General features: G+C 40.9%; 18 protein-coding genes and 2 pseudogenes. 6 read left to right on the forward strand and 14 right to left on the reverse strand.

Annotated features, from left to right (window positions below; genetic code table 11):
• From VB693_RS21175 to def, 5 genes and pseudogenes are all read right to left on the reverse strand, one after another.
• Nucleotides 1–677: pseudogene (locus VB693_RS21175) on the reverse strand (hypothetical protein); the annotation flags it as partial.
• Between the two features lie 712 nt (nucleotides 678–1,389).
• Nucleotides 1,390–1,545, reverse strand: a pseudogene (locus VB693_RS21180) (GNAT family N-acetyltransferase); the annotation flags it as partial.
• Nucleotides 1,546–1,620: 75 nt separating this feature from the next.
• On the reverse strand, nucleotides 1,621–2,424 hold the full coding sequence (locus tag VB693_RS21185) for a PD-(D/E)XK nuclease family protein (RefSeq protein ID WP_323267992.1): 804 nt from the start codon (nucleotides 2,422–2,424) through the stop codon (nucleotides 1,621–1,623).
• Nucleotides 2,425–2,536: 112 nt separating this feature from the next.
• Nucleotides 2,537–2,740: a hypothetical protein gene (locus VB693_RS21190; protein WP_015138463.1), complete on the reverse strand. Its 204-nt coding sequence runs from the start codon at nucleotides 2,738–2,740 to the stop codon at nucleotides 2,537–2,539.
• 12 nt (nucleotides 2,741–2,752) lie between these two features.
• Nucleotides 2,753–3,316 carry a peptide deformylase gene (gene def / locus VB693_RS21195; RefSeq protein WP_323267993.1) on the reverse strand — a complete coding sequence of 188 codons (564 nt, stop codon included), beginning with the start codon at nucleotides 3,314–3,316 and terminating at the stop codon, nucleotides 2,753–2,755.
• A 206-nt stretch (nucleotides 3,317–3,522) separates the two neighbouring features.
• On the opposite strand from def, the gene VB693_RS21200 reads away from it, so the two are divergent.
• Nucleotides 3,523–4,425 carry an ABC transporter permease gene (locus VB693_RS21200; protein WP_323267994.1) on the forward strand — a complete coding sequence of 301 codons (903 nt, stop codon included), beginning with the start codon at nucleotides 3,523–3,525 and terminating at the stop codon, nucleotides 4,423–4,425.
• A 16-nt stretch (nucleotides 4,426–4,441) separates the two neighbouring features.
• On the opposite strand, the gene VB693_RS21205 is transcribed toward VB693_RS21200, so the two are convergent.
• A complete protein-coding gene (locus VB693_RS21205; protein WP_323267995.1) occupies nucleotides 4,442–4,816 on the reverse strand; it encodes a Uma2 family endonuclease in 375 nt (124 codons plus the stop codon).
• Between the two features lie 117 nt (nucleotides 4,817–4,933).
• Nucleotides 4,934–6,862 (reverse strand): bifunctional serine/threonine-protein kinase/formylglycine-generating enzyme family protein, encoded by a 1,929-nt coding sequence (locus tag VB693_RS21210; protein WP_323267996.1) that lies wholly within the window; start codon nucleotides 6,860–6,862, stop codon nucleotides 4,934–4,936.
• A 308-nt stretch (nucleotides 6,863–7,170) separates the two neighbouring features.
• On the opposite strand from VB693_RS21210, the gene VB693_RS21215 reads away from it, so the two are divergent.
• Together VB693_RS21215 and rnhA are read left to right on the forward strand one after the other, a co-directional pair.
• A complete protein-coding gene (locus VB693_RS21215; protein ID WP_323267997.1) occupies nucleotides 7,171–7,908 on the forward strand; it encodes a PEP-CTERM sorting domain-containing protein in 738 nt (245 codons plus the stop codon).
• Nucleotides 7,909–8,375: 467 nt separating this feature from the next.
• Nucleotides 8,376–9,281 carry a ribonuclease HI gene (rnhA, locus tag VB693_RS21220; protein ID WP_323267998.1) on the forward strand — a complete coding sequence of 302 codons (906 nt, stop codon included), beginning with the start codon at nucleotides 8,376–8,378 and terminating at the stop codon, nucleotides 9,279–9,281.
• A 192-nt stretch (nucleotides 9,282–9,473) separates the two neighbouring features.
• On the opposite strand, the gene cruG is transcribed toward rnhA, so the two are convergent.
• Complete coding sequence (gene cruG / locus VB693_RS21225; RefSeq protein ID WP_323268022.1) at nucleotides 9,474–10,670, reverse strand: 2'-O-glycosyltransferase CruG; 1,197 nt, start codon at nucleotides 10,668–10,670, stop codon at nucleotides 9,474–9,476.
• A gap of 398 nt (nucleotides 10,671–11,068) precedes the next feature.
• Nucleotides 11,069–11,977, reverse strand: a complete 909-nt coding sequence (gene cruF / locus VB693_RS21230) for a gamma-carotene 1'-hydroxylase CruF (RefSeq protein WP_190700702.1) — start codon at nucleotides 11,975–11,977, stop codon at nucleotides 11,069–11,071.
• Nucleotides 11,978–12,382: 405 nt separating this feature from the next.
• Here cruF and VB693_RS21235 point away from each other — a divergent pair, with 405 nt between their 5' ends.
• Nucleotides 12,383–12,826, forward strand: coding sequence for a hypothetical protein (locus tag VB693_RS21235; protein WP_190700704.1), 444 nt, complete (start codon nucleotides 12,383–12,385; stop codon nucleotides 12,824–12,826).
• Between the two features lie 64 nt (nucleotides 12,827–12,890).
• Here the strand turns inward: VB693_RS21235 and rpmA are convergent, their stop codons facing one another.
• Together rpmA and rplU are read right to left on the reverse strand one after the other, a co-directional pair.
• The gene (gene rpmA / locus VB693_RS21240; RefSeq protein WP_323267999.1) at nucleotides 12,891–13,169 is read right to left on the reverse strand and encodes a 50S ribosomal protein L27; all 279 of its coding nucleotides are present in this window, start codon (nucleotides 13,167–13,169) and stop codon (nucleotides 12,891–12,893) included.
• A 32-nt stretch (nucleotides 13,170–13,201) separates the two neighbouring features.
• A complete protein-coding gene (gene rplU, locus VB693_RS21245; protein ID WP_190700809.1) occupies nucleotides 13,202–13,597 on the reverse strand; it encodes a 50S ribosomal protein L21 in 396 nt (131 codons plus the stop codon).
• Between the two features lie 1,111 nt (nucleotides 13,598–14,708).
• On the opposite strand from rplU, the gene VB693_RS21250 reads away from it, so the two are divergent.
• On the forward strand, nucleotides 14,709–14,888 hold the full coding sequence (locus tag VB693_RS21250) for a replication restart DNA helicase PriA (protein ID WP_237990313.1): 180 nt from the start codon (nucleotides 14,709–14,711) through the stop codon (nucleotides 14,886–14,888).
• An 18-nt stretch (nucleotides 14,889–14,906) separates the two neighbouring features.
• Here VB693_RS21250 and VB693_RS21255 read toward each other — a convergent pair whose 3' ends face one another.
• The 3 genes from VB693_RS21255 to VB693_RS21265 all read right to left on the reverse strand — a co-directional run bounded on the left by VB693_RS21255 (nucleotide 14,907) and on the right by VB693_RS21265 (nucleotide 22,166).
• Nucleotides 14,907–19,997, reverse strand: coding sequence for an eIF2A-related protein (locus VB693_RS21255; protein WP_323268000.1), 5,091 nt, complete (start codon nucleotides 19,995–19,997; stop codon nucleotides 14,907–14,909).
• Nucleotides 19,967–21,304 carry a P-loop NTPase fold protein gene (locus tag VB693_RS21260; RefSeq protein ID WP_190700715.1) on the reverse strand — a complete coding sequence of 446 codons (1,338 nt, stop codon included), beginning with the start codon at nucleotides 21,302–21,304 and terminating at the stop codon, nucleotides 19,967–19,969. Before VB693_RS21260 ends, VB693_RS21255 begins: the two co-directional genes overlap by 31 nt.
• 631 nt (nucleotides 21,305–21,935) lie before the next feature.
• Nucleotides 21,936–22,166, reverse strand: coding sequence for a hypothetical protein (locus tag VB693_RS21265; protein ID WP_323268001.1), 231 nt, complete (start codon nucleotides 22,164–22,166; stop codon nucleotides 21,936–21,938).
• A gap of 466 nt (nucleotides 22,167–22,632) precedes the next feature.
• Here VB693_RS21265 and VB693_RS21270 point away from each other — a divergent pair, with 466 nt between their 5' ends.
• The gene (locus VB693_RS21270; RefSeq protein ID WP_323268002.1) at nucleotides 22,633–25,635 is read left to right on the forward strand and encodes a UPF0182 family protein; all 3,003 of its coding nucleotides are present in this window, start codon (nucleotides 22,633–22,635) and stop codon (nucleotides 25,633–25,635) included.
• The last annotated feature ends 75 nt before the right edge of the window (nucleotides 25,636–25,710 follow it).

A 25,710-nucleotide genomic window follows, 5' to 3' on the forward strand; every position in this document is an offset into this window, starting at 1 on the left:
GGGCTATTATAGGCGAAAATGTTCCACTGAGATTTATTGTGTTCTACGGTGGGTAACTGCACCACAGAAAACCAACCTTGATGGAGATTTTTGATAAAACTTAATTCTGTAGTTGGTTCGTAAAAAGGATTACCATTTGCATCCCGATAGTCGAGGGAGTCAATATTTTTTAACCCCCCTATACCCTGTTGCATTTTTTCACTGGCTTTAAACCGTTGTCCACTGCGCTTGAAACGAACTTGCAGTTTACGGACTAATTTATTGGCAATACCATCTAAAACGTAGCGATCGCACAATAATGTATTCTGTTTAGACTGACGAAATACATAAAGATGCTCCATCCCTGATGCTAATTGTACAGGTGCAACTGCTGTTTCCTCTTGAGTACGATAACGAGAACGCAAGATAAATTGACTTGTATCCCCTTGATAGCTTAATTCTTTGGTTTCTAGCTCTACAACGGAAGCATCATCTTTAACTTCATTGGGAAAGTCCAATTTTTGCCAGTTTTCCCACCCTGTCCGCTCTTCAGGACGAGTATTGAGATAACTATCTTCAAAACCATCTTGTTTAATGGTGTACCACACCTTTCCTTGGCTATCTGTACCGAAAAGGACGACTTTACCTGCATGGGTAATGCTGTTGATGTATTGGATTTGTTCTTTTTGGAGGAACATATTTTTCTGATGGTAAACAAACTGGTAATTAATTCTTGAGCAAAATTATTTGACTTCCTATTAAGTAAGTCGATGCAAATAAATCAAACTATGTTAAGCAATGTAAAACTATTAAAATCCAGTTCTTAGTAAGGACTTTAGTCCTTATTTGAGACTGAAGTCCTCTCTTCTCTTCAAGAGGCTACGCCAACGCATAGCGTAGCTTGCGTTGCGTATCCGTAAGATTCACCCCGCAGGGGTACACTACAAACCTTTAATTATTTACGCTGCTCTACTTACTTGATATTTTAGTCAGGGTTTACACTTAATTAATATTTACCCATGAGTAACAAGAAATTAAGAAGTTGGGACATTGAACACAAAAAATAGATAATAGAGAGCTTACCAATACTCTATGTTTGGTCTCAACGCATAATTCCTACTTATGTAGTAAGAGTGTATTTTTTTTTGCTCGAAAATCATCTTACATTTAGCAATCAAGCAAGTAAAGTGGCGATCATGCTAACTAGGGAAATTCGTAACAAATCACAACAATTGGAGTCTAGACTAGTACAAAATAACGGCAATCAAAACTCAAAAAAATCGTTTTTTTTAAGCTTTGAACGGATTAATAATGGTATATTTATTTCCGCCGCGCTGTATTAGTATCTGGGACAAAGGCTACAAACAAACTTTGTTACTTCTTATTTAGAGGCTCATTTACTAGAGGATTTCAAACTATTTCATTCGCAAATCCACCAGGTTTACAGGTGCGAATTGCTGGAAAAGAACATCTATAAACTGCTATTTCTGCTTTTTGATGTTCATAGTCAATTAGTCTGCCATAATATGGATGTTTGCTTAAATCCATCGACAAAAAAATATGCTGGCAGTGGGGAATGGGAAAGAGAAACAAAGTAGACGAGGTAGAATTTTGTCTTATCCCTATTCCCTTAGTTCCTCATTAAATTGATACTTCTTGAATATTAGCGAGATTTGGTAAGGAGTTTTGAGTATTTTCTTCTTCAGTAGTAGGAATCCGATCGCACTTCATGGCAAACTGACAATAATCACAGGCTTTGTTCCCTACCAACACTTGGGGAAATGGCTGGTTTTGTTGATAAAGTGCTAACCAATTAGTTAATTTATTTAACAACTGATGAAGTTTTTGATCTGTTTTTTCGTGTTCGCTAGTGCTGTAAGTAAATTTAAGATTTTGCGGTTTACCTTCAGACTGGATAAACCAATAGGTCATAGAAATATTTTCTGGCAAGTATACGCTAGTCTCCGCTAAGACGTACATATATAAGCGAGTTTGCCAATTTTGAGCTAACTTACGTTTATCTGGTGGTTTGGGATAAGTTTTCCAATCTAAGATTTGGGCTTGTTGGGAATCGCCTATGAGTAAATCATAGATAACTGTCAGTAAATAATCTTGCACTTGCAGGGTGCGGTAATGTTCACTTTCACGGAAAGTTTGCTCATCCGTTGTAGGTTGAATAATCTCTGGTGCTGCATCCGCAAAAGCAGACATCCAACTTTGTAGTTTTGTATCTGTTGCTAAAAGATAATGAATTGGTAAACCCATTTCTTGCTGCTGCATCAGCAAGTGAAAGCGACTACCTAAAGTCTGGCGTTCTTCCTGTTCAGGATCTAAAGGCGAGTTGAGTTGTTCTAAATAAGTGTGCTGGAATTTACGCGGACAAGTCTCCAGTAAATTGAGATGTCCTTGAGACAGCCTTAATAGTTGAGTAGGAGTGATCAGCATTCTCCTATTTTAGAAGCGATCGCCCGACTCTGCGCCCCCTGCAATGAGAAAAGGGGAAAGAATGAGTCTAACTTGTTCACTTCATCCTTTCCCCTTTTTATGTACCTGATGCTTATTTAATGTTAGCCCTTGCGTCCCTAACTGCGGCAACAAAAAATAATCCTGTCAGAGGAATACTCAACGCTAAGATAATTGAGGTGATTTGCACACCTAAATCTGGCTGTCCCGAACTTAATTCAAACACTGAACCAACAGCCGCGATCGCTGTTACACAAGAGCTTCCTAGAAAAAAACCGCTTTTTGGAGTTAAATACACTACTAGACCACCCTACCCTACTGGTTTGACTGCTTGATATGAGAAGCCATTCTTAGATAACTCCTGCGCTAAAGTCAAGGAGTTTTCTACACGATCTACAAACACTACCCCATTGAGGTGATCCATTTCATGCTGAATACAGCGTCCGAGTAAGTCAGTTGCTTTCAGGGTTTGGGGACGGCCATTTTCATCTTTATAAGCAACTTCTACAACTTCGGGACGTTTTACATCTAGATATACGCCGGGAATGCTTAGACACCCTTCCTGAGCCATAGAAACGTCGCGGCTGACTTGTTTGATGGTGGGGTTAATCAATATTAGTGGTGGATTCTCAGGTTTATCAGGTTCGCAGTCAATAACTATAAGTTGTTTATGAACTCCTACTTGGGGTGCAGCCAAACCTATCCCATCACTGCTGTACATAGTTTGTAGCATTTCGCGGATGAGTTGACGAATTTCATCATCTATTTTGGTGATACGTTTGGCGGGTTGACGCAAGACGCGATCGCCTAGATAGTGAAGTTGCAACGGTGGGTTTTTTAACTTTTTTTTCTCAACAGCAATTTCAGAAGGCATGACTCTCGATGGCTAGATTGTGGAAATTCCAATTAATTTAATTCTATCAATCTAGTTAGTGGTCAGCTTGACTGGGAGCATCTTAAATGTTTGATTTTTCAACGCAGAGGCTCGCTGAGGTTCACGCAGAGGGGTATGAGGGTTTTAATACAAGCTTCGTGTATAAAAGGTAATGTTGTCCTGCATGAAGCTAATTGGGGTGATCTATGTTTAAATTTCTGACAAAACTTGACTACCTGCTTAAAGAAACTTTTCTGGGGTTGCTGCGCGGTGGTTGGATGAATTGGGCGGCTGTTAGTACGGTGACTGTATTATTATTTTTGTTTGGTTTGAGTTTGCAAACTTCTTGGCAAGTAGAAAAACTCCTTAACCAATTCGGTAGTCAGCTAGAGGTATCAGTTTATCTGGATTCTGGTACACGCGCTCGAACTATTGAAACACTCGTGGTGCAAATGCCAGATGTAGTAAATGTGCAAACTATTACTAAAGAGCAAGCTTGGACTAAGTTAGTTAAGGAAATGGGAATTTCTGATATTGATGGTGCGACGCAACAACTAGGGGAAAATCCTTTGGTCGATGAGATGAAGGTGAAAGCACGTAACCCTGAAGTTGTCCCTAATTTAGCCACGCAACTGGCTAAGTTACAGGGAGTGGAGACAGTGCAGTATATCGATGAGGCTGTGAAACGGATTGCTCAGTTGCACCGTGGTTTAAATTGGGTGACTTTGACAATTACCAGCATTTTGACATTAACTGCGATCGCTGTCACTACTACTACCATCCGTCTGATTGTCTTAGCGCGTCGCCAGGAAATTGAAATTATGCAGCTAGTGGGTGCAACGGCGGCGTGGATTTACCTACCATTTATTTTACAAGGAATTGCCTTTGGTTTAGTTGGTGGTGCGATCGCTTGGAGTTTCATTTCTGTTATCCAACAGTTCATCAGTCAATTACTCACCAATCAACCAGAATTTATTCAATTTATTACCAACGGTTTACAACTTACTCCTGCACAAATTTTACTCTTACCCTTAACTCTGTTAAGTTTCGGTGCAGTTGTCGGATTAATTGGCAGTTTATTTGCTGTCAGACGTTTTGCTAAAAGTTAATTCTTCTAAGTATTTATCAAATATTTTGATAAAACTCATTCCCCGCTTCAACTGAGTCTGAAATTAAAACGCACCGCTCTAGCAAAGCAATATCTAACTGTGGTAACACTTCACTTCTAGTTATTGCTTCATAACCATAAGTATCAGTAAAAATGTTGGCTTGTTCATCTTGAGCATCATCTCGCAGATGGTAAAGCTTAAGTTTGTCAAGCTGCCAAAGCCAAACCTCTGAAACGCCTAAGCGTTGGTAAGTTTCCAGCTTACTTATGCTGCCACTAGTAACAACTACTTCTATCACTAAATCGGGAACTTCCTTTTCTTCCCCTATGCAGTAACATTCGTCTGGTTCTGCTCCTGCTTTTTTGGCTTGATTTTTAAAGGTTGTACGCAAAAAGCAAAGCTTAATTTCTACTCAAATAAATTTATTCAAGTATTATGTAAACTAAGCTGTCCATTCTGTACAAATTTCATTATCTTACTGCCTATTTTTCTTAAAAATCACACCCGATTACTCTAGTACGACACGAAATCCGATACAATTACTACGGTAATTTGGTACACCACTACCACGATAGCTACTCCGAGATAAAGCTGGTGCATATAGCCAAGAACCACCACGCAATAACCTAAAACTTTGATTTCCAGCAGTTAGCCAAGCACTACCATCCGTGGGTGCGCCTTGGTAATTCTTATGCAAGTAATCTTGACACCACTCATAAACGTTACCGTGCATATCATATAAACCAAAAGCATTGGGGGGAAAACTATTTACTGGTGTTGTCTGTTGGCGAAATCTACCTTTGGGCGCAAAAGCATACGTCTCAATTCCTTTATAGTTAGCTAAGTCAGTGGTAATTGTTTCACCAAAGTGAAAGGGTGTAGTAGTTCCTGCACGACACGCATATTCCCATTCTGCTTCGCTAGGTAAACGATATTTGCGTCCTATCTTTTGTGATAACCTGGCACAAAATTCTTGTGCATCTTGCCAAGATACAGTTTCTATCGGTCTATCTGCACCTTTAAATGTTGATGGTTGAGGATTCAAGGATTGTTTTACTTGAGGTAAAGCTGCTACAGCTTGCCATTGTGCTTGAGTTATGGGAAACTTACCCATCAAAAAAGGTTGGATAGTAACTTGATGCTGTGGATGTTCGTTATTATCTGCTTTATCGTGTGGCGAACCCATCAGGAAGCTACCGCCAGGAATCGACACCATTTCTAAAATGATGCCATTACCTAAATCTTCTAAAAAAAAGTTTGCACTTTGAGATTGACGGCTAATTTCTTTTCCTCTTTCATCCACTGTAAATACATCAAATTTAAAGATTTTTAGAGGTAACCCGTTATTTGTTTGACTTGGTTGAACAGGTGTTGATGGCTGTTGAGATACAGGTTTTACAGGGGTTGATAGTGGTTTAGGGACAGGTTGGACAGGTATTAATTGCTGTTGAGATAAAGGTTTTACAGAGGGTGATAGTGGTTGAGGAACTGATAAAATAGTGGGTGCAACTTGAGTTGGATAATTATTCAAATCTTGTAAGACTTCTGCTGCTGATTGATATCTTTCTCTAGGTAAATGTTTGAGTAACTTATCTAAAATTTGCCCCAAATCATCACTAATAATAATTCCTTTTTCTTGTAAAATTTCTCGCCACAACCACTGAGCATTATAGGCATCATAAAGACGATCAAATAAATTACCAGAGGTATCTTGTCCAGCTAAACATTGAGTTAACAGCCGCGCACAAGTTGCACCCAACGCATATAAATCACTAGCCGGAGATGCAAAACCTGACATTTGTTCACTCGGTGCATAACCAACGGTAAAAATTCCTGTGGCTTGTCTGGCTAGACTCGTTTGGGTGACTTGTTTTGCACCACCAAAGTCAATTAACACCAGTTTGCTATCACTCTGGCGGCGCATGATATTTTCTGGTTTAATATCTCGGTGGATGACATTGCGATCGTGGATAAATTGCAGAACTGGTAATAAATCAGCAAGAACTTGGCGAATATTTTCTTCTGTAAAAGTTTGTTGTCGCAGTTCTGCTAATAAAGTCTGTCCTTGGATAAATTCTTGGACTAAATACAAGCTTGAACCTTGTTCAAAATAAGCCATGAGTCTGGGAATTTGGGTGTGATTTTCTCCCAGTTCATACAGGCGTTTTGCTTCTTGTTTGAATAATTCTGCTGCTTTGGCGAGTGCAGCAGTTCCTTGGACTTGGGGAAAAAATTGTTTGATGACACAAGGATCATCAAATCTAGTTATGTCTTGGGCTGCGTAAGTTTTGCCAAATCCACCTTCTCCTAGTAGACTCAAAACACGGTAGCGGTTGACGAGTAGGTTGCTGAAGTTGCTGTGTCCGCAAGTCAGGCAAAATTTATTACCGTCTGGGTTGAAGGGGTTGGAGCAATTGAGATTTTGGCAGATTTGCATAACTTAGAGTTACAGCAAGTTTATTGTCAACAGTATACTAATTTCCCTGCCAAACTTAAGTGTGTCATTAGAAAATCAGGATTAAAGTCCTGAGTACGAAGCAATAAGTCAGGACTTACGAATTGACAAATTAAATAAAAAATGCTGTAGGACGAATTGGTCACCTCTCGGCTCAATATCAAGTTTGGATAAACCTAATATAAATTTTTGGGAAAGTGTCTCGAATCAATGACTTTGCATAAAAGTCTCATGTAACATCATGAATTAAGTATAATCACTGTATGGTCATTGACCCATACCCATAAAACATGAAAAAAACAAGCTTTTTTGGGTTTCAGGTTTTTACATTGGGTTTAGCTAGTGTGGCAATCTCTGCAATTTCTGCTCATAGTGCTACAGCCGCAACAATTAATCTTACATTCACGAAACTATCAGGTTTAACTGGCGGCACTCCACAGGGAACAGCTGTTTTCCGTGCTGATTTATCTGATCTAGGCTTCGACCTCAGTTCCATAACAATTGCTGATAGCAATAGTGCTAGTGGGGGGTCAGGTAGCGAATTTAGCGGTTTTGATTTAGATGGAATCAAGCTCAGTAACACCTTAATTACTGATGCCTCGCTCATCAACACTTTGCCCAGTTTGAGTGTGTTCGATTTTAGTCCATCTGGAACAATTTTTACAACTGGAACTCAAAGACCTCCAGTTGCTCCTACACTATTTGGTAGTAGTGGAGGTACAATCGACAACACTATTGCTACATTAGGTGATTTTGACGGTAATTCTACAACTGGTGCTTCAGCAGCAGGCTTCGCTAGCTTAGGTGATGGTGGTAAAGTTGGATTTAACCTGACCAGTCTCGTTTCTACAACTGGGCTGCTATACCTTTACATTGGAGAAGTTGGTGACAATGGTGAAGTCGCAGACGGTCAAATAACAGTCTCCAGCAATCCTATAAGTGTTCCAGAGCCTTCTAGTTTAGCAGCTTTATCTTTAATGAGTATTGGGTTGACAGCACTTCGTAGAAAGAAAATGAATGCTGTGTAATTTGGAGTTGAATGATATATTCAGTAAAAAATATAACATAGGTGTAATGTACTTATGTTATATTTTTTACTGAATATTGCTAGTGGGGGTAGATATGGGTATCAGTTAGGTTGATGGGAAGAGAATACTTTCCCTCAACCTAACTGTAGCTGAAACTGGCGCAGATTCATGGATTTGTAGAAAGCATTCATGAGCAGATTCCTACCTCTGCAAATGTCTCATTGCAGAGGTAGAAGCAATTTTAATTGCCGATTACACTTTTTTCTAAGAAGGTATAATCTCTAGAATGTATTAAAAATGACGGTTGACTAAGAAGCGATCTCTGATTTTATGAAAGTGCTTAGGTCATGTAAGTATATTTTCTAAACCATACTGGAAGATTGATTTTTCCTACGTTAACGTATATATTGCTTCCCATCTTTTACCGCTAAAGTCTTTATCTCACAATGCGGTTTGATATTTTTACTATGTCTACCCAAACAATCGAAAGCATATACACAGATGGTGCTTGCACCGGTAATCCTGGCCCTGGGGGTTGGGGTGTTGTTGTCTATTTCAGTGATGGCTCAATTCATGAAATGGGTGATGCAGCCAGTCATACTACGAATAATAAGATGGAAATGCAGGCTGCGATCGCCGCTTTACAATTTCTCCAGTCCTCTCGACAAACTGAACCTGTTACCCTTTATACCGATAGCGAATACTTGATTAATTGCGTGACTAAATGGGTTAAAGGCTGGAAACGAAAAGGCTGGAAAAAAGCAGATGGCAACCCAGTTCAAAATCAAGACCTGCTAGAAACTCTTGATGAACTCAATACCAAGCAGGTTAACTGGCATCATGTGCGCGGTCATTCTGGTAACGTAGGTAACGAACGTTGTGATGTAATTGCTCGCAGCTTTGCAACTGGCAAAATCCCATCTCTACAACAACTATCTAGTTCTAATGCTTACAAATCTTTACTTAATAACAATGAAAATATTGTATCAAAAGTACCTAATCATGTTACAACCTCTACAATAGTTAACAAAAAGACACAAGAAATCGCTACTTCCGCATCAAATACAACTGCTATGGAACCATCTACCGCACACGCTGCGGCTACAGTCGAAGAACAGCCACCGGAACAAAGGGTTGAACAACTCCGTAATTTAGTTGAAACTCTACGTATTGCTGACGAAATTGCCGCTAAAGGCTACCTAATTACCAGTTCTGAATTAGCTTACTTGATGGATGTCCATGCTAGTGCTGTCACCAGTCGAGGAGACCAATGGCGATGGCGAAATTGGATAGTCTCAAGAGTACGACGTGAAGGAAATCAAATTCTCTGGGAACTAGAAAGAGGCGATCGCCTAGGAGGTGAAGAAGAGTGAGGGAGTGCTGAGTGCTGTTAGCGGTAGCGGGGCGTTTAGCCCGTGCTGAGTGCTGAGTAAGTGAGTTAGGAGGGAAAAGTGTTGAGTCAGGGCGTCACCGAGTAAGAACTGTTCAAGAATCACAACTCAACACTTACATATTCTTGTAATACTTCTCTACTCATAACTCATAACTCACTACTCAGCACTCGCTCATTCACCGTATTTCCTACCTCGCCACTCTTTCGGCTGACGCAACGCAGATAAGAAAATTCTTACTACTGCTAGAGGATCAGCAAAGGGAGAAAGCCAAAATAGCCAGCTACCTTGAGCATTTTTAAAATCATAGGAAGGTGCGATCGCTAGTAACATGGCAAAGCGAATCACCACCAAGAATAAATTCAATCCCAATAGGCACAGTAGAGGCAATGTCCCAGGTAGGGGAAGCAGTAACCCAAGTAAGAAGTAACCCAGTAAAATTACTAGGGGTAAACCCTGAACTGACGACAGTAAGCATAAGTCCCCCCAAACTTGAGCAGTAGGTGAAGCATCTTTGAGGTCGAGACTGCGCCCCCATTCTTTCCACGTTTCTAATGCTCCCTCATACATCCTGACTTTTAATACCTTCGCACCATCTAAAAAACCTACCCTAAAGCCTTGAGCGGCAATGTAGCGTGCTAAGGTCACATCATCACAAAAAGAACTGCTAGCACTGCTATAACCACCTACAGCAGCCAAAACAGACCGCCTACATAAAAAGCACTGTCCATTGGCCATGACTCTCTCTGGTTGCTCTGTAGTGATTCCGGCTGGGTCGAAGCGATAAAGCAAAGTCATTAAGAGTGCAGGTTGCAGCCAACATTCTCCGGGATACTTGAGGATAAACTGAGGTGAGAGGGAAACTAAGTCGTAACCCTGTGCTACTGCTGTTTTTACTAAGCCAGCTACTAAGCTAGGATGCGGTTCTGTATCTGCATCCATCCCTAAAAACCATTGACTATCTTCTGAGCTATATAAAAATCCATTATGCAATGCCCAAGGACGACCCACCCAATTAGCAGGTAAAGGATCATCATTAATGAGACGAAAGCGGGGGTCTTTCTGCTGTGCCGTTTTTACTAAGTCAGGAGTCCCATCTTGGGATTTACTATCTACGACAATAATTTCTCGAACTTCGTAACTCTGCTGACTCAAACCAGCTAACAAGGGACTAATTCGCAAAGCTTCATTCAGTGTAGGGACGACAACGCTAACACTACCCAAAATTTCCGGTGTTGGTTGTTGGGGTTGAATGGGGGGATTGCGTCTTGGCCCCTTAACTAGACGCGAAAGCAGTATCGCTGTTGCAGGTAGTTGAATAAGTAAGAACAATAGCGATAGGGAGCTTTCTATGATCAAAGCGTTGTCCACAGTAAAAATATTGTGCAATTGAAATCGTAACAATAACAAAGATTTATTTTCGCTTGAATTGGGCATTAGGTATCAGGCATGGGGCAGAAAAAAGTCAAGAGTCAACACCTCGGCTACGCTCGGTGTTGACCCTGAGCGTAGTCGTTCTCTACGTTCGCGGAGCGTGTCGTAGACAGAGGCTGCGCCAACGCGTAGTGTCTCCGATAGGCGAAGGGTCAAAAGTCAAAAATTATTCACTGCGTGAAGCTAACGCGTAGCTTGCTTTGCTACGCAGGCGTAAGCCTACTCTGGAGGAGTATAATTTTGAATTTTGAATTGGTTTGTCCCCAGTCCCCAGTCCCCATTACCCCTTATCCCCAGAGGGGGCCCCGAGTTCCCCAGTCCCTAATTCACTTTCTTTACTTCAACGCAACTTTAACGCTAGCTACGGAGATTTCATTTGTGACTGCTCCAACAGCAATTTGAGATGGGGAAACTGTCGCTTTCCACCATAAAACTACTGCTGGTGCTACACCTAAGACAAAACCCAATAATACGGGAATAGAAAAGCCAGCCGCTAAACTCATTACAGTCGCAAAACCAAAGTTGCTTAAATAGATAGCTAGGGGTAAATTTAACTGCGATCGCTCAAATTGAATGGGGTTATTTCTCCACAACAATGCAGCTACAATCATAAATACCGAACCTGTACCCATCCAACCAGCAAAGTTTTGATAGGGCATTCCAAAAAATGCGCCTGGTTGTTGCCAATACCAGAACGGTAAGGCAGTTTGGCTCATCGCTGGGTCAAGTACAAAATCCCAAGAAGTTAGTAGCAACGCACCCAAAACGATCGCACCGGCATGGCGTAACAAACTAGGCTTTTTGTCCACGGCTAAACCAGCACGTCCCAACAGATAGGCAGCACAGCCCACATAAAACCATGACAAGGGAATAGTAAATGGCACTAACCCAGCAATTTTATACCCTAAGCCACTTAAGTAACTGTAGTGACCGAAAGGGAAACCTGTACTAGTTCCTAGAAGTTCACTGGTTAAGGAAATCAATACCGCAGGCAGCATAAACCCCAAAGTACGACCTAAACCTAATGTCCGCAAGGCATACAAAAATACAGCTGCTGCACCTAAAATCATGTAGACTACTCCACCTCCAGCCATACTCCACTGCATGGCTGTTTGTCCCATCTCAGATAGATGAAACAGGACTTCGGCATTAGGTACAATCAGTAGTATCCCCACCAATCCAAACACCATTGACACAATATGACCAATCAGGCATACGCGCTCAACGATAACAAGCTGTTTCATGATCATTCCTTAAACAAGATGTGAGATTTAGCTACTCTGCTGCTACCAGTTTACAAATGTTTACGAAAATATTTAACTAATTTTGACCGTAATTCTCTGCAAAAATTTGTTGAACTTTTTGCCAGAGAACGAAAATTTATTGGTTGTATCTACAATAAATGGGATGATAAGCTTATAGTTTAAGCTATATAATGCCACAATATATCTAGATCAGTTCAGCTTTCTCTGGAGATGAGTTTGGCTATACCCAATAGATTAGGACTTGCACTGACACTAATGAATTGGCGGCTTTCATCATGACTACAAAAAATGCTGTGAATGTGAGCAAGCCATGATACAAATCACTAACTCTTCAGTGGTGCAAGAACTAATTTAGACTAAATAAATTGCAATCATCACCAGCCCATGTCAATCGTCACAAAAATTCCTTGGATAGCCTTAGGGCTATTACTTCTTAGCTATAGTACCTTGGGTTGGGCATTATCTGATATACAAGCTCCCTTGTTTGTTTGGCTTGTGGTTGTACTGAGTTTGCTGCTTTTGGTTGGTACTCTAACTGCGCCTTATTCAACCTTGGCAAAATACTCTAGTATTTTGCTGGGTTCAAATACTAAGACTTTCGTCGCTACTATATTGGGGGCATTTTTATTTTTTATGATGCTTGCCTGGTTTAGAGTATTTCTTGATACTTTGCTGATTATTTCTTCTGCCATCCTAGCGAGAATTGATTTTCAATCAGCCGGTTTTAAAGAAGGACAAGCTTTTATGGTTACATCTGTTTTTTCAATCGCAGGTGTTGGTTTGGGCGGAATAATACATACAGTAGTTGTACAGCAGTTATGGTGGTAGCTTTTCTGCTTCAAAATCTACAACCGTTAAAATTTAGCTTGGGCATAGTCGCCCAAGCTAAATTTTAGCTAGCTACTACTTCTGCTGCAACTGCTGGATAAACGCTGACCTTTTTGCGGGATTTACCCTTTCTTTCAAAGGTAACTACACCATCAACTAAGGCGAATAGAGTGTCATCTTTGCCAATACCAACATTGTTACCAGGATGAAACTTAGTACCACGTTGACGCACGAGGATATTTCCCGCAATTACAACTTGTCCACCAAACCGCTTCACACCTAGACGTTGAGCATTAGAATCGCGTCCGTTGCGCGTACTACCCGTTCCTTTCTTATGAGCCATAAATTCCTTCTTTTATTGCTTATTTTTGACTATTATTCAGCAGCCACAACTTCAGCAGCAACTTCCGCCACAACTTCAGCAGTCATTTCTGCTGGAGCAGTGAAGACTGTACCGTTAATGGTAATGGAATCAATCATCAGTCTAGTAATTTCCTGGCGATGCCCCCGTTTTTTGCGGGTTTTCTTTTTGGGCTTCATTTTGTAAACCAGGACTTTGCGGCCTCTCAGATGGCGCATTACAGTACCTTCCACTGTTGCACCTGAGACTAACGGCTGTCCAATGCTGACTTCGCCGTCATGCTGCACTAGTAAGACTGCATCTATTGTAACTTTTTCATCTGGCTCGACAGCGAGCAGTTCAATATCGTAAAAACGACCTGGCTCAACTTTAATTTGTTTGCCGCCAGTTTCAATAATCGCGTAAGTCATTAAATCGTCCTTGAGGTTGCCGTACAGGTAGCTGACTGAAAATGATTGTGTCAGCATTTGCATGGTGTCTACCTGATCCGAGCAGGAATAAGACAGACAATCTAAAATTGTATTTTATTAAATAGTAATAAGTCAATTCATTAATAATAAATTTTTGGATGATGGTTATAAAAATTCAAAATAGAGAATTTATGGAAAAATTTAGTCAGAATTTACGAAATCCTCAAAATGCTTGATGTAGTTAGTAGGGACACAGAACAGCACCAACAAATCTGAGCCAAGATATCTCCTGACTCAGATTTTCTCTTTATTTGGGTGACTCTCAATTTGTTGCTGGCTGAGATCGCCTGATCATCCTCCTATTCCTTTACAGTGCTGAGTGGTGTTAGCGGTAGCGCGGCGTTTAGCCGGTGCTGAGTAGTGAGTGAAAAACTACGTTGTCCAAATATTCTGATGACGATATTCCCCGAAAATCAACCCAGATTCCTTGAATTTCCTGGTAAATATGATTAGGTCGTACTATTCAAAAAATTAATCATTGTTGCTCAGGATACTGTGTTGTTAGGGATCACAGGTAATCAAGAGTGTTTTCTGAGTTGCCCTTATCTTCAGCTTTAAGTAGCAGTTTTTGTTTGAGATAGTCAACTGCCCCATAATATGTTTGTTTCTTGCTCGCTCTGTCTAGTTTCACAGATCCAAGATGTCTAATTTGTAAGTTTTAGATTAAATGAAAGATTAACTAAACCTTAAGAAAGTAATTTTGTTACTAAAGCTACAGTAATTAGCTAATTTTGACATTTGAATACAAAGATAGCTTTTTAGTTTTTTGGAAATGACTGTTAATACCTTTATCTCAAGATATTACCCATCGGGATCAGTCAAATTCTAAGGAACGTTCTATAAAATATTAACTCTTATATCTCAAGTAGGATGGTCAAATCACCGGAACGTTAAGATAATAACCAATAATTCTGCCCAATTTTCAAATTGACAACCTTGTTTAAGATAGACAGCTAAAATTTTAGTTGTTTAAAATTTTCTCTGTTAATAAAATTTTTTAGCTACAATAGCATTTTTTTCGCATTTACCATCATTACAACCGGGGTTCACAATGCAGATAGTACAAAAAATTTACTGCCCAAACTGTGGTAGTGGGGCTGAACGTCACTATATTTCTGATAGCCAATTAACTAGAACACAATGCCATAGTTGTGATTACTTGATGATATCTTGCACTAAGACCGGTAGAGTAATAGAAGCTTATGCTCCAGGCATTTATGCAAGAAAATAGTTGAGGGCGTAGGGGTGACTATTTATTGGGACATAAGGCGCGATCGCTTGCAGTTAATTTAGAGTTAGTCTGTAAATAATCCTGGAGAAAATCACAACCCCTCTCCAGGAGATTGGCTAATTTTAAATCAGCTAAGTTGCGAAAAATTACCCTACCATTACCGCTACCGGCTGCCAAAATTTCACCATCGGGACTAAAACTGACGCTGGTTATCTTTTCCTTGTCGCCTTTTAAGGAAATGAGTAAAGTCCCTTCCCTATTCCACAGCTTGATTTGCTCTTCACTACTAGCGGCTAAAGTCTGACCGTCGGGGCTAAAAATGACACTAGTAAAATTATTGCCATCTCCAGATAGAGTTTTTAACAACTGACCATCCCATCGCCACAGTTTGATGGTGCTGTCAATACTTGCGGAAGCCACAATTTTACTATCAGGCGACCAAGCTACACCGTTAACTTGGCGGTTGTGGTCTTTGAGGGTGTGTAGAAGTTGACCATCCCGATTCCAGAGTTTCACAGTTAAATCATCACTGACGGAGGCGAGTAATTTACCATCGGGGCTAAAGCTAACCCAATTTACTGCATCCTTGTGACTTTTCAGGGTGCGGAGTAATTTACTGTCTCGACTCCATAACTTCACTGTTTTATCTTCACTCGCTGAAGCTATGACTTGATAATCTGGCGACCAGGCTACAGCCCAGACTGTATCAGTATGACCTATGAGTGTATGGAGCAATTTACCGTCTCTACTCCATAATTTCACCATTTTATCTCTACTTGCTGAAGCTATAACTTGACCATCTCCAGACCAAGCTACACCCCAAACTATGTCTTTATGGTCTTTGAGAGTTTGCAAGAGTTTGCCATCATGAGTCAAGATTTTCACTGTATGGTCGCGACTAGCAGCAGCTACTGTTTGAGTATTGGGTTTAAAACTAATGCTAGTTACCCCAACATGATCATTATTAGTTTGGGAATTAGGCTGCAATACATCGTCCCAACGCCAAAGTTTGACTGTTTTGTCTCGACTGGTAGAAACTAAGGTGTGACCGTCAGGACTGAAACTAACACTATTTACCCAATTGTTATGTCCTCTCAAAGTCCCCAACAACAAACCTTCTAAAGTCCAAAGTTTTATGGTTTCGTCAGTACTTGCAGAAGCAATTGTCTGACCATCAGGGCGAAAACTGACACTGGTGATTCCCCCGGTATGTCCTGTAATGTTTTTCAGGAGTCGGCCTTGGAGATTCCAAAGTTTGATGTTCTGGTCTAAACCTGCACTAGCAATAATTTGACCATCGGGCGACCAAGCGACACTTAAAATTACATCCTCATGACCATTCCAGCTTTTGAGGATTTGTCCATCACTCTTCCACAGCTTGATAGTTTTGTCAGCACTGACTGAAACCAGAGTTTGACCATCAGGCGACCATGCTACAGCTTGAACTACATCCCGATGTCCTGTAAGGGTTTGGAGTAATTCACCGTCCCGACTCCAGAGTTTAATTGTCTTATCGGTACTGGCGGAGGCGATCGCCTGGCCATCCGGGCTAAAATTAATACTATTCACCCCTGCTGTATGTCCTGATAGGGTTGTCAGCAGTTCCCCTTTGTGATTCCACAGTTGAACTGTATTATCTTGACTAGCTGAAGCGAATGTTTGACTATCAGGACTGAAGCTAACATGATTAACTACTTGAGTATGCTGGTATGTCGTCGGAACTAGGCTACCATCAGCACGCCAGAGTTTGAGGGTGTTGTCAGCACTAGCTGAGACGATTAACGACCCATCAGGACTAAATGAAGCACTGTTAACACCAGAGGTATGTCCTTCTAAACGGTTATACTCCTTCACTCCTACAACTGCTTGATATAGTGCTGTTTGTACCTTTTCTCTCGTGTAAGGGTCTACCCAAACAGCCCGTTGTAATTTGCGCCCCGCTTTTATCCCTTCTTTTAACGCATCAATACCCTTTTGGGATGCAAATAAAGCCTCACTGGAAACACTCAAAGTTTTAATTTCGCTATCTACGGCGGTGATAATCGAAATACTTAACCCCAATATGGCAAATACAGAAGCCCCCAAAGCAATTGTGAGTGAACGATTTAATTTCGCTTCACTGAGTCTTTGCTGTTTTTGACTTTCTGCAAGTTGGGCGGTTAATTCTTTTTCTTTGAGTTCAGCGCGGAGTTGTTCTATTTCTAGTTGACTCAATTCTTCACGCTTACGTAAATCTCGCAATTCTGTGACTAAATCTAATCCTTGCTGGGGTTGAAAATCTGTAAGTTTGCCTTGCTGCTTTTTTTGCCGGAGTTCGCGTTTGAGTCGTTCAATTTCTGTTTGGCTTTGTTCGACTTTGTGACGCAGTTGGTTGAGTTGTGCTTGGAAGCTGGATTCTTGTTGTTGCAAGTAACGAATTAAATCTACTAAGTAATCGTGAATTAGTTGATAACGTTCTGGCATATCGGGAAACAAAACGACTAAACCAGAACTAACTAAAATATTTAAAACTAATTCTAATTGGGCAGAATCTTCTAATTCTGCCAGTTCTGCACCTAGTTCTGCACGAGTTTTAAAGGGTCTGTTGTTGCTTTCATCTGTTAATAAATATAAAACTAGTAAAGCTGCCCGTTCATTTTCCTCTCCACAATCTTTGATCAGGGCTTTGATATATCTTTCTATCAGTTTATTGGGGCGATATGGCTGATATTGTGCTAGAGTCGTGATGCCTTCATCTTGCAATTGTGCGCCAACTAATTGCAATTCAATGGGGCGAATTTCTCCCATTTCTGTTGATAAATCTTCAACCAAGGCATCAATTAATTCAGATTCTAAATTAGAATGGGAACGGGCGGTTAATTTTTGAATAATTGCTTTGGCGTATTCTGGAGACAAATTATTTAATTGATAGCGGATATGTTTATCCAGAATATTATTATTAATGGCTTCTAGATGAGAAAGATGTTTGAATTCTAATAACTGATGTAAATAATCTTCTCTTAAAGACAGAATGACTTTGACAAAAGATATATTTAAACAGTCACTCACAAATTGATCGAATTGTTGTTTTTGTTGGCGGTCAGTGCAGCCAAAGAAAAATTCTTCAAACTGATCAAAAATTAAAACTGTAATGAGATGATTATCAGCATTTTGATGTAATTGCTCTAAGATATAGCCAATAGTTATAGGTGTTTCCGTTACTTTTGGAATAGCTGCATCCCCTTGGAGGTGAGAAATTGCCACATTCAAAGATTTACCCAATTCTCGTACCCAATCGGTGTAAACTTGCAGCACTACAGGCACAGCAATTTGATCACCAATAGCGCGATTTTGCAACGCTGGAACTAACCCGGCGGTGACGGTGGAACTCTTACCCACCCCAGAGGGGCCATGAATCACGATCAGTTTTTGGTCAGCGCGGCTAATTCTGCCAATTAAGTTATTAATATCTCGTTCCCGACCGGAAGCTGCTATTTCTAAAGCGATGCTACTACTTCCTGAAGGGGACATTAAAGCTGGGTTGGTAGCTTGTCTTTGGGGTTGCAAACGACCTGCACCAATGAACGCCCGAAAGCCGTATTGTTGTTCTACAGAACGGCGTTTTTGGCGGATGCAATAGGCTTCTAAATAACGACCGGCTTCAAAGTAGAGCGATCGCAATTGCCGCAGCATTCTAATATAACGATGGGCATCATATTGATGGGTGCTATTTTCTAAAGCTATGGATAATGCTTGAGCAGCTTTATCTAAATATGCTTGCGCCACTACTTTTTCACCCAATTTTTGCTGGGCTTTGGCTAAGACTAGGTAATAAATCTGCGTTAATAGCAGAGGAAATAGACAATCATGGGGTTGAGTGTCGTTTTGTTGTGACTCATCTAACTTGAGTAGAGAAACGTGGGCTAAGATACTCGCTTGTAACCAGCGTGATGCTTGGACGGCGACTTGTGCTAAAAAACCATAGTCACAAGCTAGCTGAATTTGACTCCCATAGGTTTGATGTAACTCTAGAGCATTTTGGGCGACTATCTGTAATTCGTCCCACTCTTCTAGATGTTCCAAGACTTCCGCCAATTGACCGATAAATTCCGCCGCGATATCGGGTCTTTGCGCCACTTGTAAAATCTGCAAGCTTTGTTCTAAGCAAGATTTGGCTGCTTCCCAATGGGAACGGTTTTCTAACTTGTTCTGCTCGGCTAAACGACAATGACACAACCCAATATAAAATAGCAACACTCCCTGTCTAAGTAAGGGGGGAGATGGGGGATTGAGGGGAGATGGAGAAGAAAATACACCCTCATCAGCTTTATTTCCTGTATCTTCACTAGCTACTAGTTGTTGCCAAACCAGTAGACTTTGGCGAAAATGATTTAAGGCGTAGTGGATGCGATTACTCACATAATCATCCAGACCAAAAACAAACCTTAAACTAGCGTGTAATTCTGGCTCTAGGGTAATCCCACGCTCATGTAGTTCATTGATAGCCCAGTGGAGTTCATCGCTATGTTCCCAAACTTGTTCTAGGGTGGAATAATTTTCTGTAACTTGTGCTGCTCTGCGTTGTCCTGGCTCGTTGGTTAATACCTTAGCGAACAAAGAGTCAGTTTCTTGTTGCAAAAACTGCTGCAACTCTGGAGTAGTCATTTCAAACCGAATTGGTGTCGCCGCCCAACTGGCAAAATCGGGAGCTAAACGCACTAATTTCTGCAAAACCTGCTCATTTACCCAAAAAATCATAGGAAAATCATGACGTTTGGGTAATTCATCACGAATATGATTAATTGACCTGAGTAGATCGTCAATTTCATCTACAGTTTCTAAACCTAAAACCATCAATGCTGATGGCGGTTGACTCTCGGCCACAAGCTGAAAATGTAGGGCTGTGTAAAGACTTCTCGTGTTGTGGGGTAAAACAACTTTTTGGATGCGGGCTACCCCAGCCGCTAATTTATCTAATGATTCCAGAACGCGCTCTTGTAATACTCGATAATTGCAGCAGACTACAACTACGGAAAAATGACCGCAAGAAAGCGTGATTGCTCGCCATAAACTCTGTAAAGCCCGTTCATTGGCTGCTTTTATATCTGCTGGTAATTGTCCTTCAACCATGACTTAAATTTTTGTGTCTCGGCTAAAACTGGGTTGACAGCAAACCAAGCCCCTTGGTGGTCGCGGTATTCAAATACAAATAAACTACGTAATAAAGTGTGGTATTCTATATCACCTCTAACCCGTTGTTGCTGCACCACTTGGAAGATTAACTCCCACTCGTGGCTGTCAATCGGGTTAACGCGGTAATCCCGTTGTCTTTGAATCACCAATTCGACACATTCCCGGCCAAAGGGTGGATCTTGTTCTCGCAGACAGTCAAACAGCAACCCCAACAAGTCGCGCACATGACCACCACTGATCAGGCACAATCGATCTAGTGTTTCTAAGTTATCAAACACTTCTGTAATTAAGCTTAAGCGATCGCTCGGCTCAATGTCAGGGAAGGCTCTAGCTAAGACCATTTGGCGGATCAAGTTTAGCCCTTGGTTAAAAATCTCCCCAGAACGCAGCCGCACCGGAATCATCGGTAAAACCTTCGGTGCTACCCCACCGCCTAAACGGTGTTGCAGTTCCGCACTATCATTGGAAAAAGTTAAAGCCAGGGGAATGGTGTAAACTACATGACAATTAAGTTTACGTAACTGTTCACCCCTGTCAATAAATAAGTATTCTGGCAGCGATCGCCCCGATGGTAAAGGGCGAATTGCTACCCTATCTAAGTTATCGACAATTACTACTAAGCCTTTTTTCCCTTTGGCTTTGAGTTCTTTGTCAGCCCGTTCTAATAGTTCTTGATTAATGGACTGCAAAATATTTTGAGTGCGCGGTTCGAGATAGTCACGCAAGCGGCGACGCAGTTGGGGGCTTTCTTTGGTTTTAGCGGTAATTTTGGCAATCCCTACAGATAACTCCGCTTCTACTCCCAAGTCGATGGGGGTTTGCAAAAAATCCACCACCTCACTAAACAACTTAGTGAAATAGTTGGGTTTGATGCGGATTTTCATCGCTTCGAGACTTTCGCTCACCTGACCCGCGATCGCGAGTAGAATATCAGTCACATCCACATCTGCCATTTCTAAGACGTGGGTTGACTCAAAATACACTACATGAAATTGCTGTTCTTCTAACTCAGCCTTGAGACGCAATAACTCTGTAGATTTCCCACAGCCCAAATGTCCTGTAAATAATTGACAGGTGGGTGCATTCGGTGATATGCGGCTAATAGTGCGCTGCAAGGCCTCAATGATTTTTCCACCCCGCACCGATGCAAAATCAATATAGTACCTGCGATCGTTTTTATTGCCGATCATCAGTGGTCTACTCGGATTGCAAGCCTGATAAAATTTTTCTAAGTCTAGGGGCATAGGTATAGAGGTTACAGGTGAGTATTTTGTAATTAGCACTCATTGCTAAATAGTCAGCACGTTGCTCACGCCACGCTAACAGGAATCTTATAGAGAAGCAATTAATACCATCTCTACTTGGTTCTCTAGCATCTAGCCAATATAAAACCTACTAATTAAATACGTTACTTTTTAGCAATTTATGCTTTAAATTAGGAATTATTATCCAAATTATGCAATAATTCAGCAAAATTCAGGTTATTTTGCTGCTTCGTTGTACTTTTGTATACAACAGAAAAAATTAAAACTAAATTTAATAAGTACAAATACAATTAAACTTACAGATCGCAAAAATATCGGATCTGATCAAATACCCTGTTATCAATATTAAGAATATTTCACAGTTCAAAAGGTACTATGAAGTACATTTTGAATGTATTTTTTGTATATAAAAAATACATTCAAATATTCTATTGAATATTTTTTGTAACCAAATTATTCCTCTACAACTAAAAAAAATCTTTGTATATTAAAATATACTTGGGTTCATTGAAACAAAAACTTAATCTTTAGCCGTATTAATATTTACAAACAAGCAACAGCAAGCAATCTGCCGTTTGCTCTTAGCTGCAACAATTTCTAGATGGAGAATTTATATTTTGCAGTCACGTCTCCGCAAGCAATCCTCTGTTTGATCTCGTCCATCTGCTATTTGCCATGACCTCACCTGTGATTGATTATTTGCTTTTTGATCAACCACAACATTTATAGGGAACGATTGATTTGTGAAACTAGATGCTTCACTATGACTGATAAGATTGACATCGGCATTAGATAAATAGATAGGTAATGCCACCATGCCAATATAAATCCTCCTATTCATACCAACCTCAGTAAGAAATTTCCGATTGCGTTACTTTGTAGATGCCACCTGATAAACCGGAATTAAAACCCTGAGCATTATATATTTGTGCTTATATTGTGTCGATTTACTCAATGCTACAGGTCGCAGAGACGCAATTGATCAATTACCTGTTCCGGGGTTGTTGAGCTTGGGTATTAACTACAATGTAGATACCAGTCACCAACGACAGTAAAATTGGTTAACAGGATTGATACCAAAAACCAAATGTTGAGACTGTCTTGAATGAACTTTTTTGTTTCGAGTCAAAAATCAACAGTCAATCAATTCCCATTCCTATTTTCTCATACTCAATTGGGTTTAAAAATAGGAAATAATAGGGACTGTTGACTGGGGATTGGGAACTAGGGGATAGAATATAAGTTTTTGACTTAGCAAGCTGCTCACGCCCTGTTACCGCTAACACAACTCAGCAATTACTAAAATTATGTTTAAGAACTGGTTCTTTAGAATATTAATAGTATTCCTGGGGCTGTGGATGTTCGTGGTTATCAGTTCGCGCTTGGGAGCAGAAATTTTTTGGTTTCAGGAAGTCGGTTATTTGCGAGCATTTTTAGTCAGGCTGGTGACTCGTGGTGGTTTATGGGTGGTCATAACTGCGGTGACGGCTGCTTATATATTGGGAAATCTGGTTTTGGCGCAACGGCTGAAGTATCCCCACTCTGTTAAGAGTGAAGAAGTTCAGCTAGAGGCGGTGAGTCTGAGTAGCGAATTAAAAAAACTGCTGAGTCCTCAATATCCTCAACGTCGTCAGCCTCGCAAACCCGATGAGAAACTTTTAAAACCGTTAAAATTACGCTGGCTACTACCCCTAGCTATAATATTGAGCTTATTAGTGGGGTTAATGCTGGCTCACTACGGTCAAATCGCTATTGGGTATTTTTCTGCTACTAACAGAACTCACCTCATCGTTCCCTTTCGACTAGAAACACTTTGGCAGTTAGGCGTACAGAGTTTTAGTCAAGTTTTATATTTAGGTTTGGCGATTGGTGCAGCGATCGCTATTTTAATTTATTCCCAGTTTTTACTCAATGCGATCGCTGTAATTCTCAGCGTCTTGTTGGGCATGATCATGTACTATAACTGGGCTAAGGTGCTGCAATACTTCCACCCTACACCCTTTAACAGCACTGAACCTTTATTTGGTTTGGATATCAGCTTTTATATCTTTGCTCTCCCCTTTTGGGAACTGCTAGAAATCTGGCTGATGGGAATGTTTTTATATGGTTTTGTGGCTGTCAGTCTGACCTATCTTTTATCTGGTGACAGTCTCAGCCAAGGCATATTCCCCGGTTTTTCATCCCAGCAACAGCGTCATTTATACGGACTGGGTAGTTTATTGATGCTGTTGGTGGCTTTCAGTTATTGGCTGAGTCGCTATGAACTGGTTTATTCTCCCCGTGGAGTGAGTTATGGGGCTAGTTACACCGATGTTAATGTCCAACTGCCAGTTTATAACGGTTTGTGTGGTTTGGCATTGGCGATCGCTACTTACCTACTTTGGCGAACTATCTTTTGGCGACCTGCATCTCGGTATCGTCAATTTGTCTTTTATGGTTTAGGTTTATATTTATTTTCCGTGGTCGTAGCAGGTAATATCTTGCCCACGGTGGTACAGTATTTGATTGTTCAACCCAACGAATTACAACGGGAAGAACCATACATTCAGCGTACTATTGCTTTGACTAGGCAAGCATTTGATTTAGACTCAATCAACGCCAAAGATTTTAATCCCCAAGGCAAACTGACAGAAGCCGATATTAGAAACAACGACCTGACAATTCGCAATATTCGTCTGTGGGATCAGCGACCATTGTTAGAAACCAACCGCCAATTACAACAATTTCGACCCTACTATCGCTTCCCTGATGCAGATATTGATCGCTACACCATAGAAACTGAAGTTAAAGCACGGCGACCAGCAGCACCCCGATCCTTACCAATCCCAGACTCGGAAATAAATGAGGCTACAGAACGGCGACAGGTACTAATTGCCGCACGGGAATTAGACTATAGTGCAGTCCCCCAGCAGGCACAAACATGGGTAAACCGACATTTAATTTATACTCACGGTTACGGCTTTACGATGAGTCCTGTAAATACAGTCGGGCCGGGAGGATTACCAGAATATTTTGTCAAAGATATTGCTGGCGGTGATGAAAGTCCCTTAAATACCGCCAATCAAGCCATTCGTGACAGCATTCCCATTGGGCAACCCCGAATTTATTACGGTGAGATTACTAATAATTATGTAATGACCGACACAAGAGTTAGAGAATTGGACTATCCCAGTGGTAGTGACAATGCTTATAACACCTATGATGGTTTGGGTGGTGTGCGGATTGGTGCAACCTGGCGACGGTTGTTATTTGCCGCATATTTGAAAGATTGGCAAATGTTGTTTACACGAGACTTTTTACCGGATACTAAAGTATTGTTCCGGCGGAATGTCAAGCAAAGAATTCGTGCGATCGCACCTTTTTTAAAATTTGACAGTGACCCCTATTTAGTCAGTGCTGAAGCTAATCCAGAGTTTCCTGGGATTGAAAATTATCTTTACTGGATTGTGGATGCTTATACTACTAGCGATCGCTATCCCTACTCCGATCCCGATAACGAAGGCATTAATTACATTCGTAACTCAGTCAAGATTGTCATTGACGCTTACAACGGCACAGTAAAATTTTATATTGCTGACCCAAGAGATCCTATCATTGCCACTTGGTCGGCTATATTTCCTGATATGTTCAAACCCTTCAGTGATATGCCGGTCATGCTCCGCAAACATATCCGCTATCCGGTAGACTTCTTCTCAATTCAATCTGAACGGTTGATGACCTACCACATGACAGATCCCGTAGTATTTTACAACCGGGAAGACCTGTGGCAAATACCCAAGGAAATTTATGGCAGTGAGTCCCGTTTAGTAGACCCTTATTATTTGATTACCAGCCTACCCGGTGTCCCCTTTGAAGAATTTATTTTGCTCTTACCCTACACACCCAAGCAAAGGACTAACTTAATTGCCTGGTTAGCAGCGCGATCGGATGGGGAAAACTACGGTAAGTTGCTGTTATATAATTTCCCCAAAGAACGCCTAGTTTATGGGCCAGAACAAATTGAAGCCCGCATTAATCAAGACCCAGTAATTTCTCAACAAATTTCTCTATGGAATCGTCAAGGTTCTAGAGCTATTCAAGGGAATTTATTGATTATTCCCATTGAGGACTCTTTGCTATATGTTGAGCCAATTTATCTAGAAGCAACTCAAAATAGCCTACCAACTTTAGTGCGGGTAGTCGTAGCTTACGAAAACCGAATTGTCATGACGCAAACCCTAGAACAAGCATTGCAGGCAATTTTCCAACCAGAGGTAACACCAGCACCAGCTATTATTCGTCCTGTAGAAGAACCTACACCAGAAAGTTAGGTATTGGGAATGGGATTTTTCTAATTCTGCTTCCCCCGCCTTCCTATCTAGTTAACAATCTCTTCTTTTCTATTG

It is taken from the genome of Anabaena sp. UHCC 0399, from assembly GCF_034931465.1.
Taxonomy (GTDB): domain Bacteria; phylum Cyanobacteriota; class Cyanobacteriia; order Cyanobacteriales; family Nostocaceae; genus Trichormus; species Trichormus minutissimus.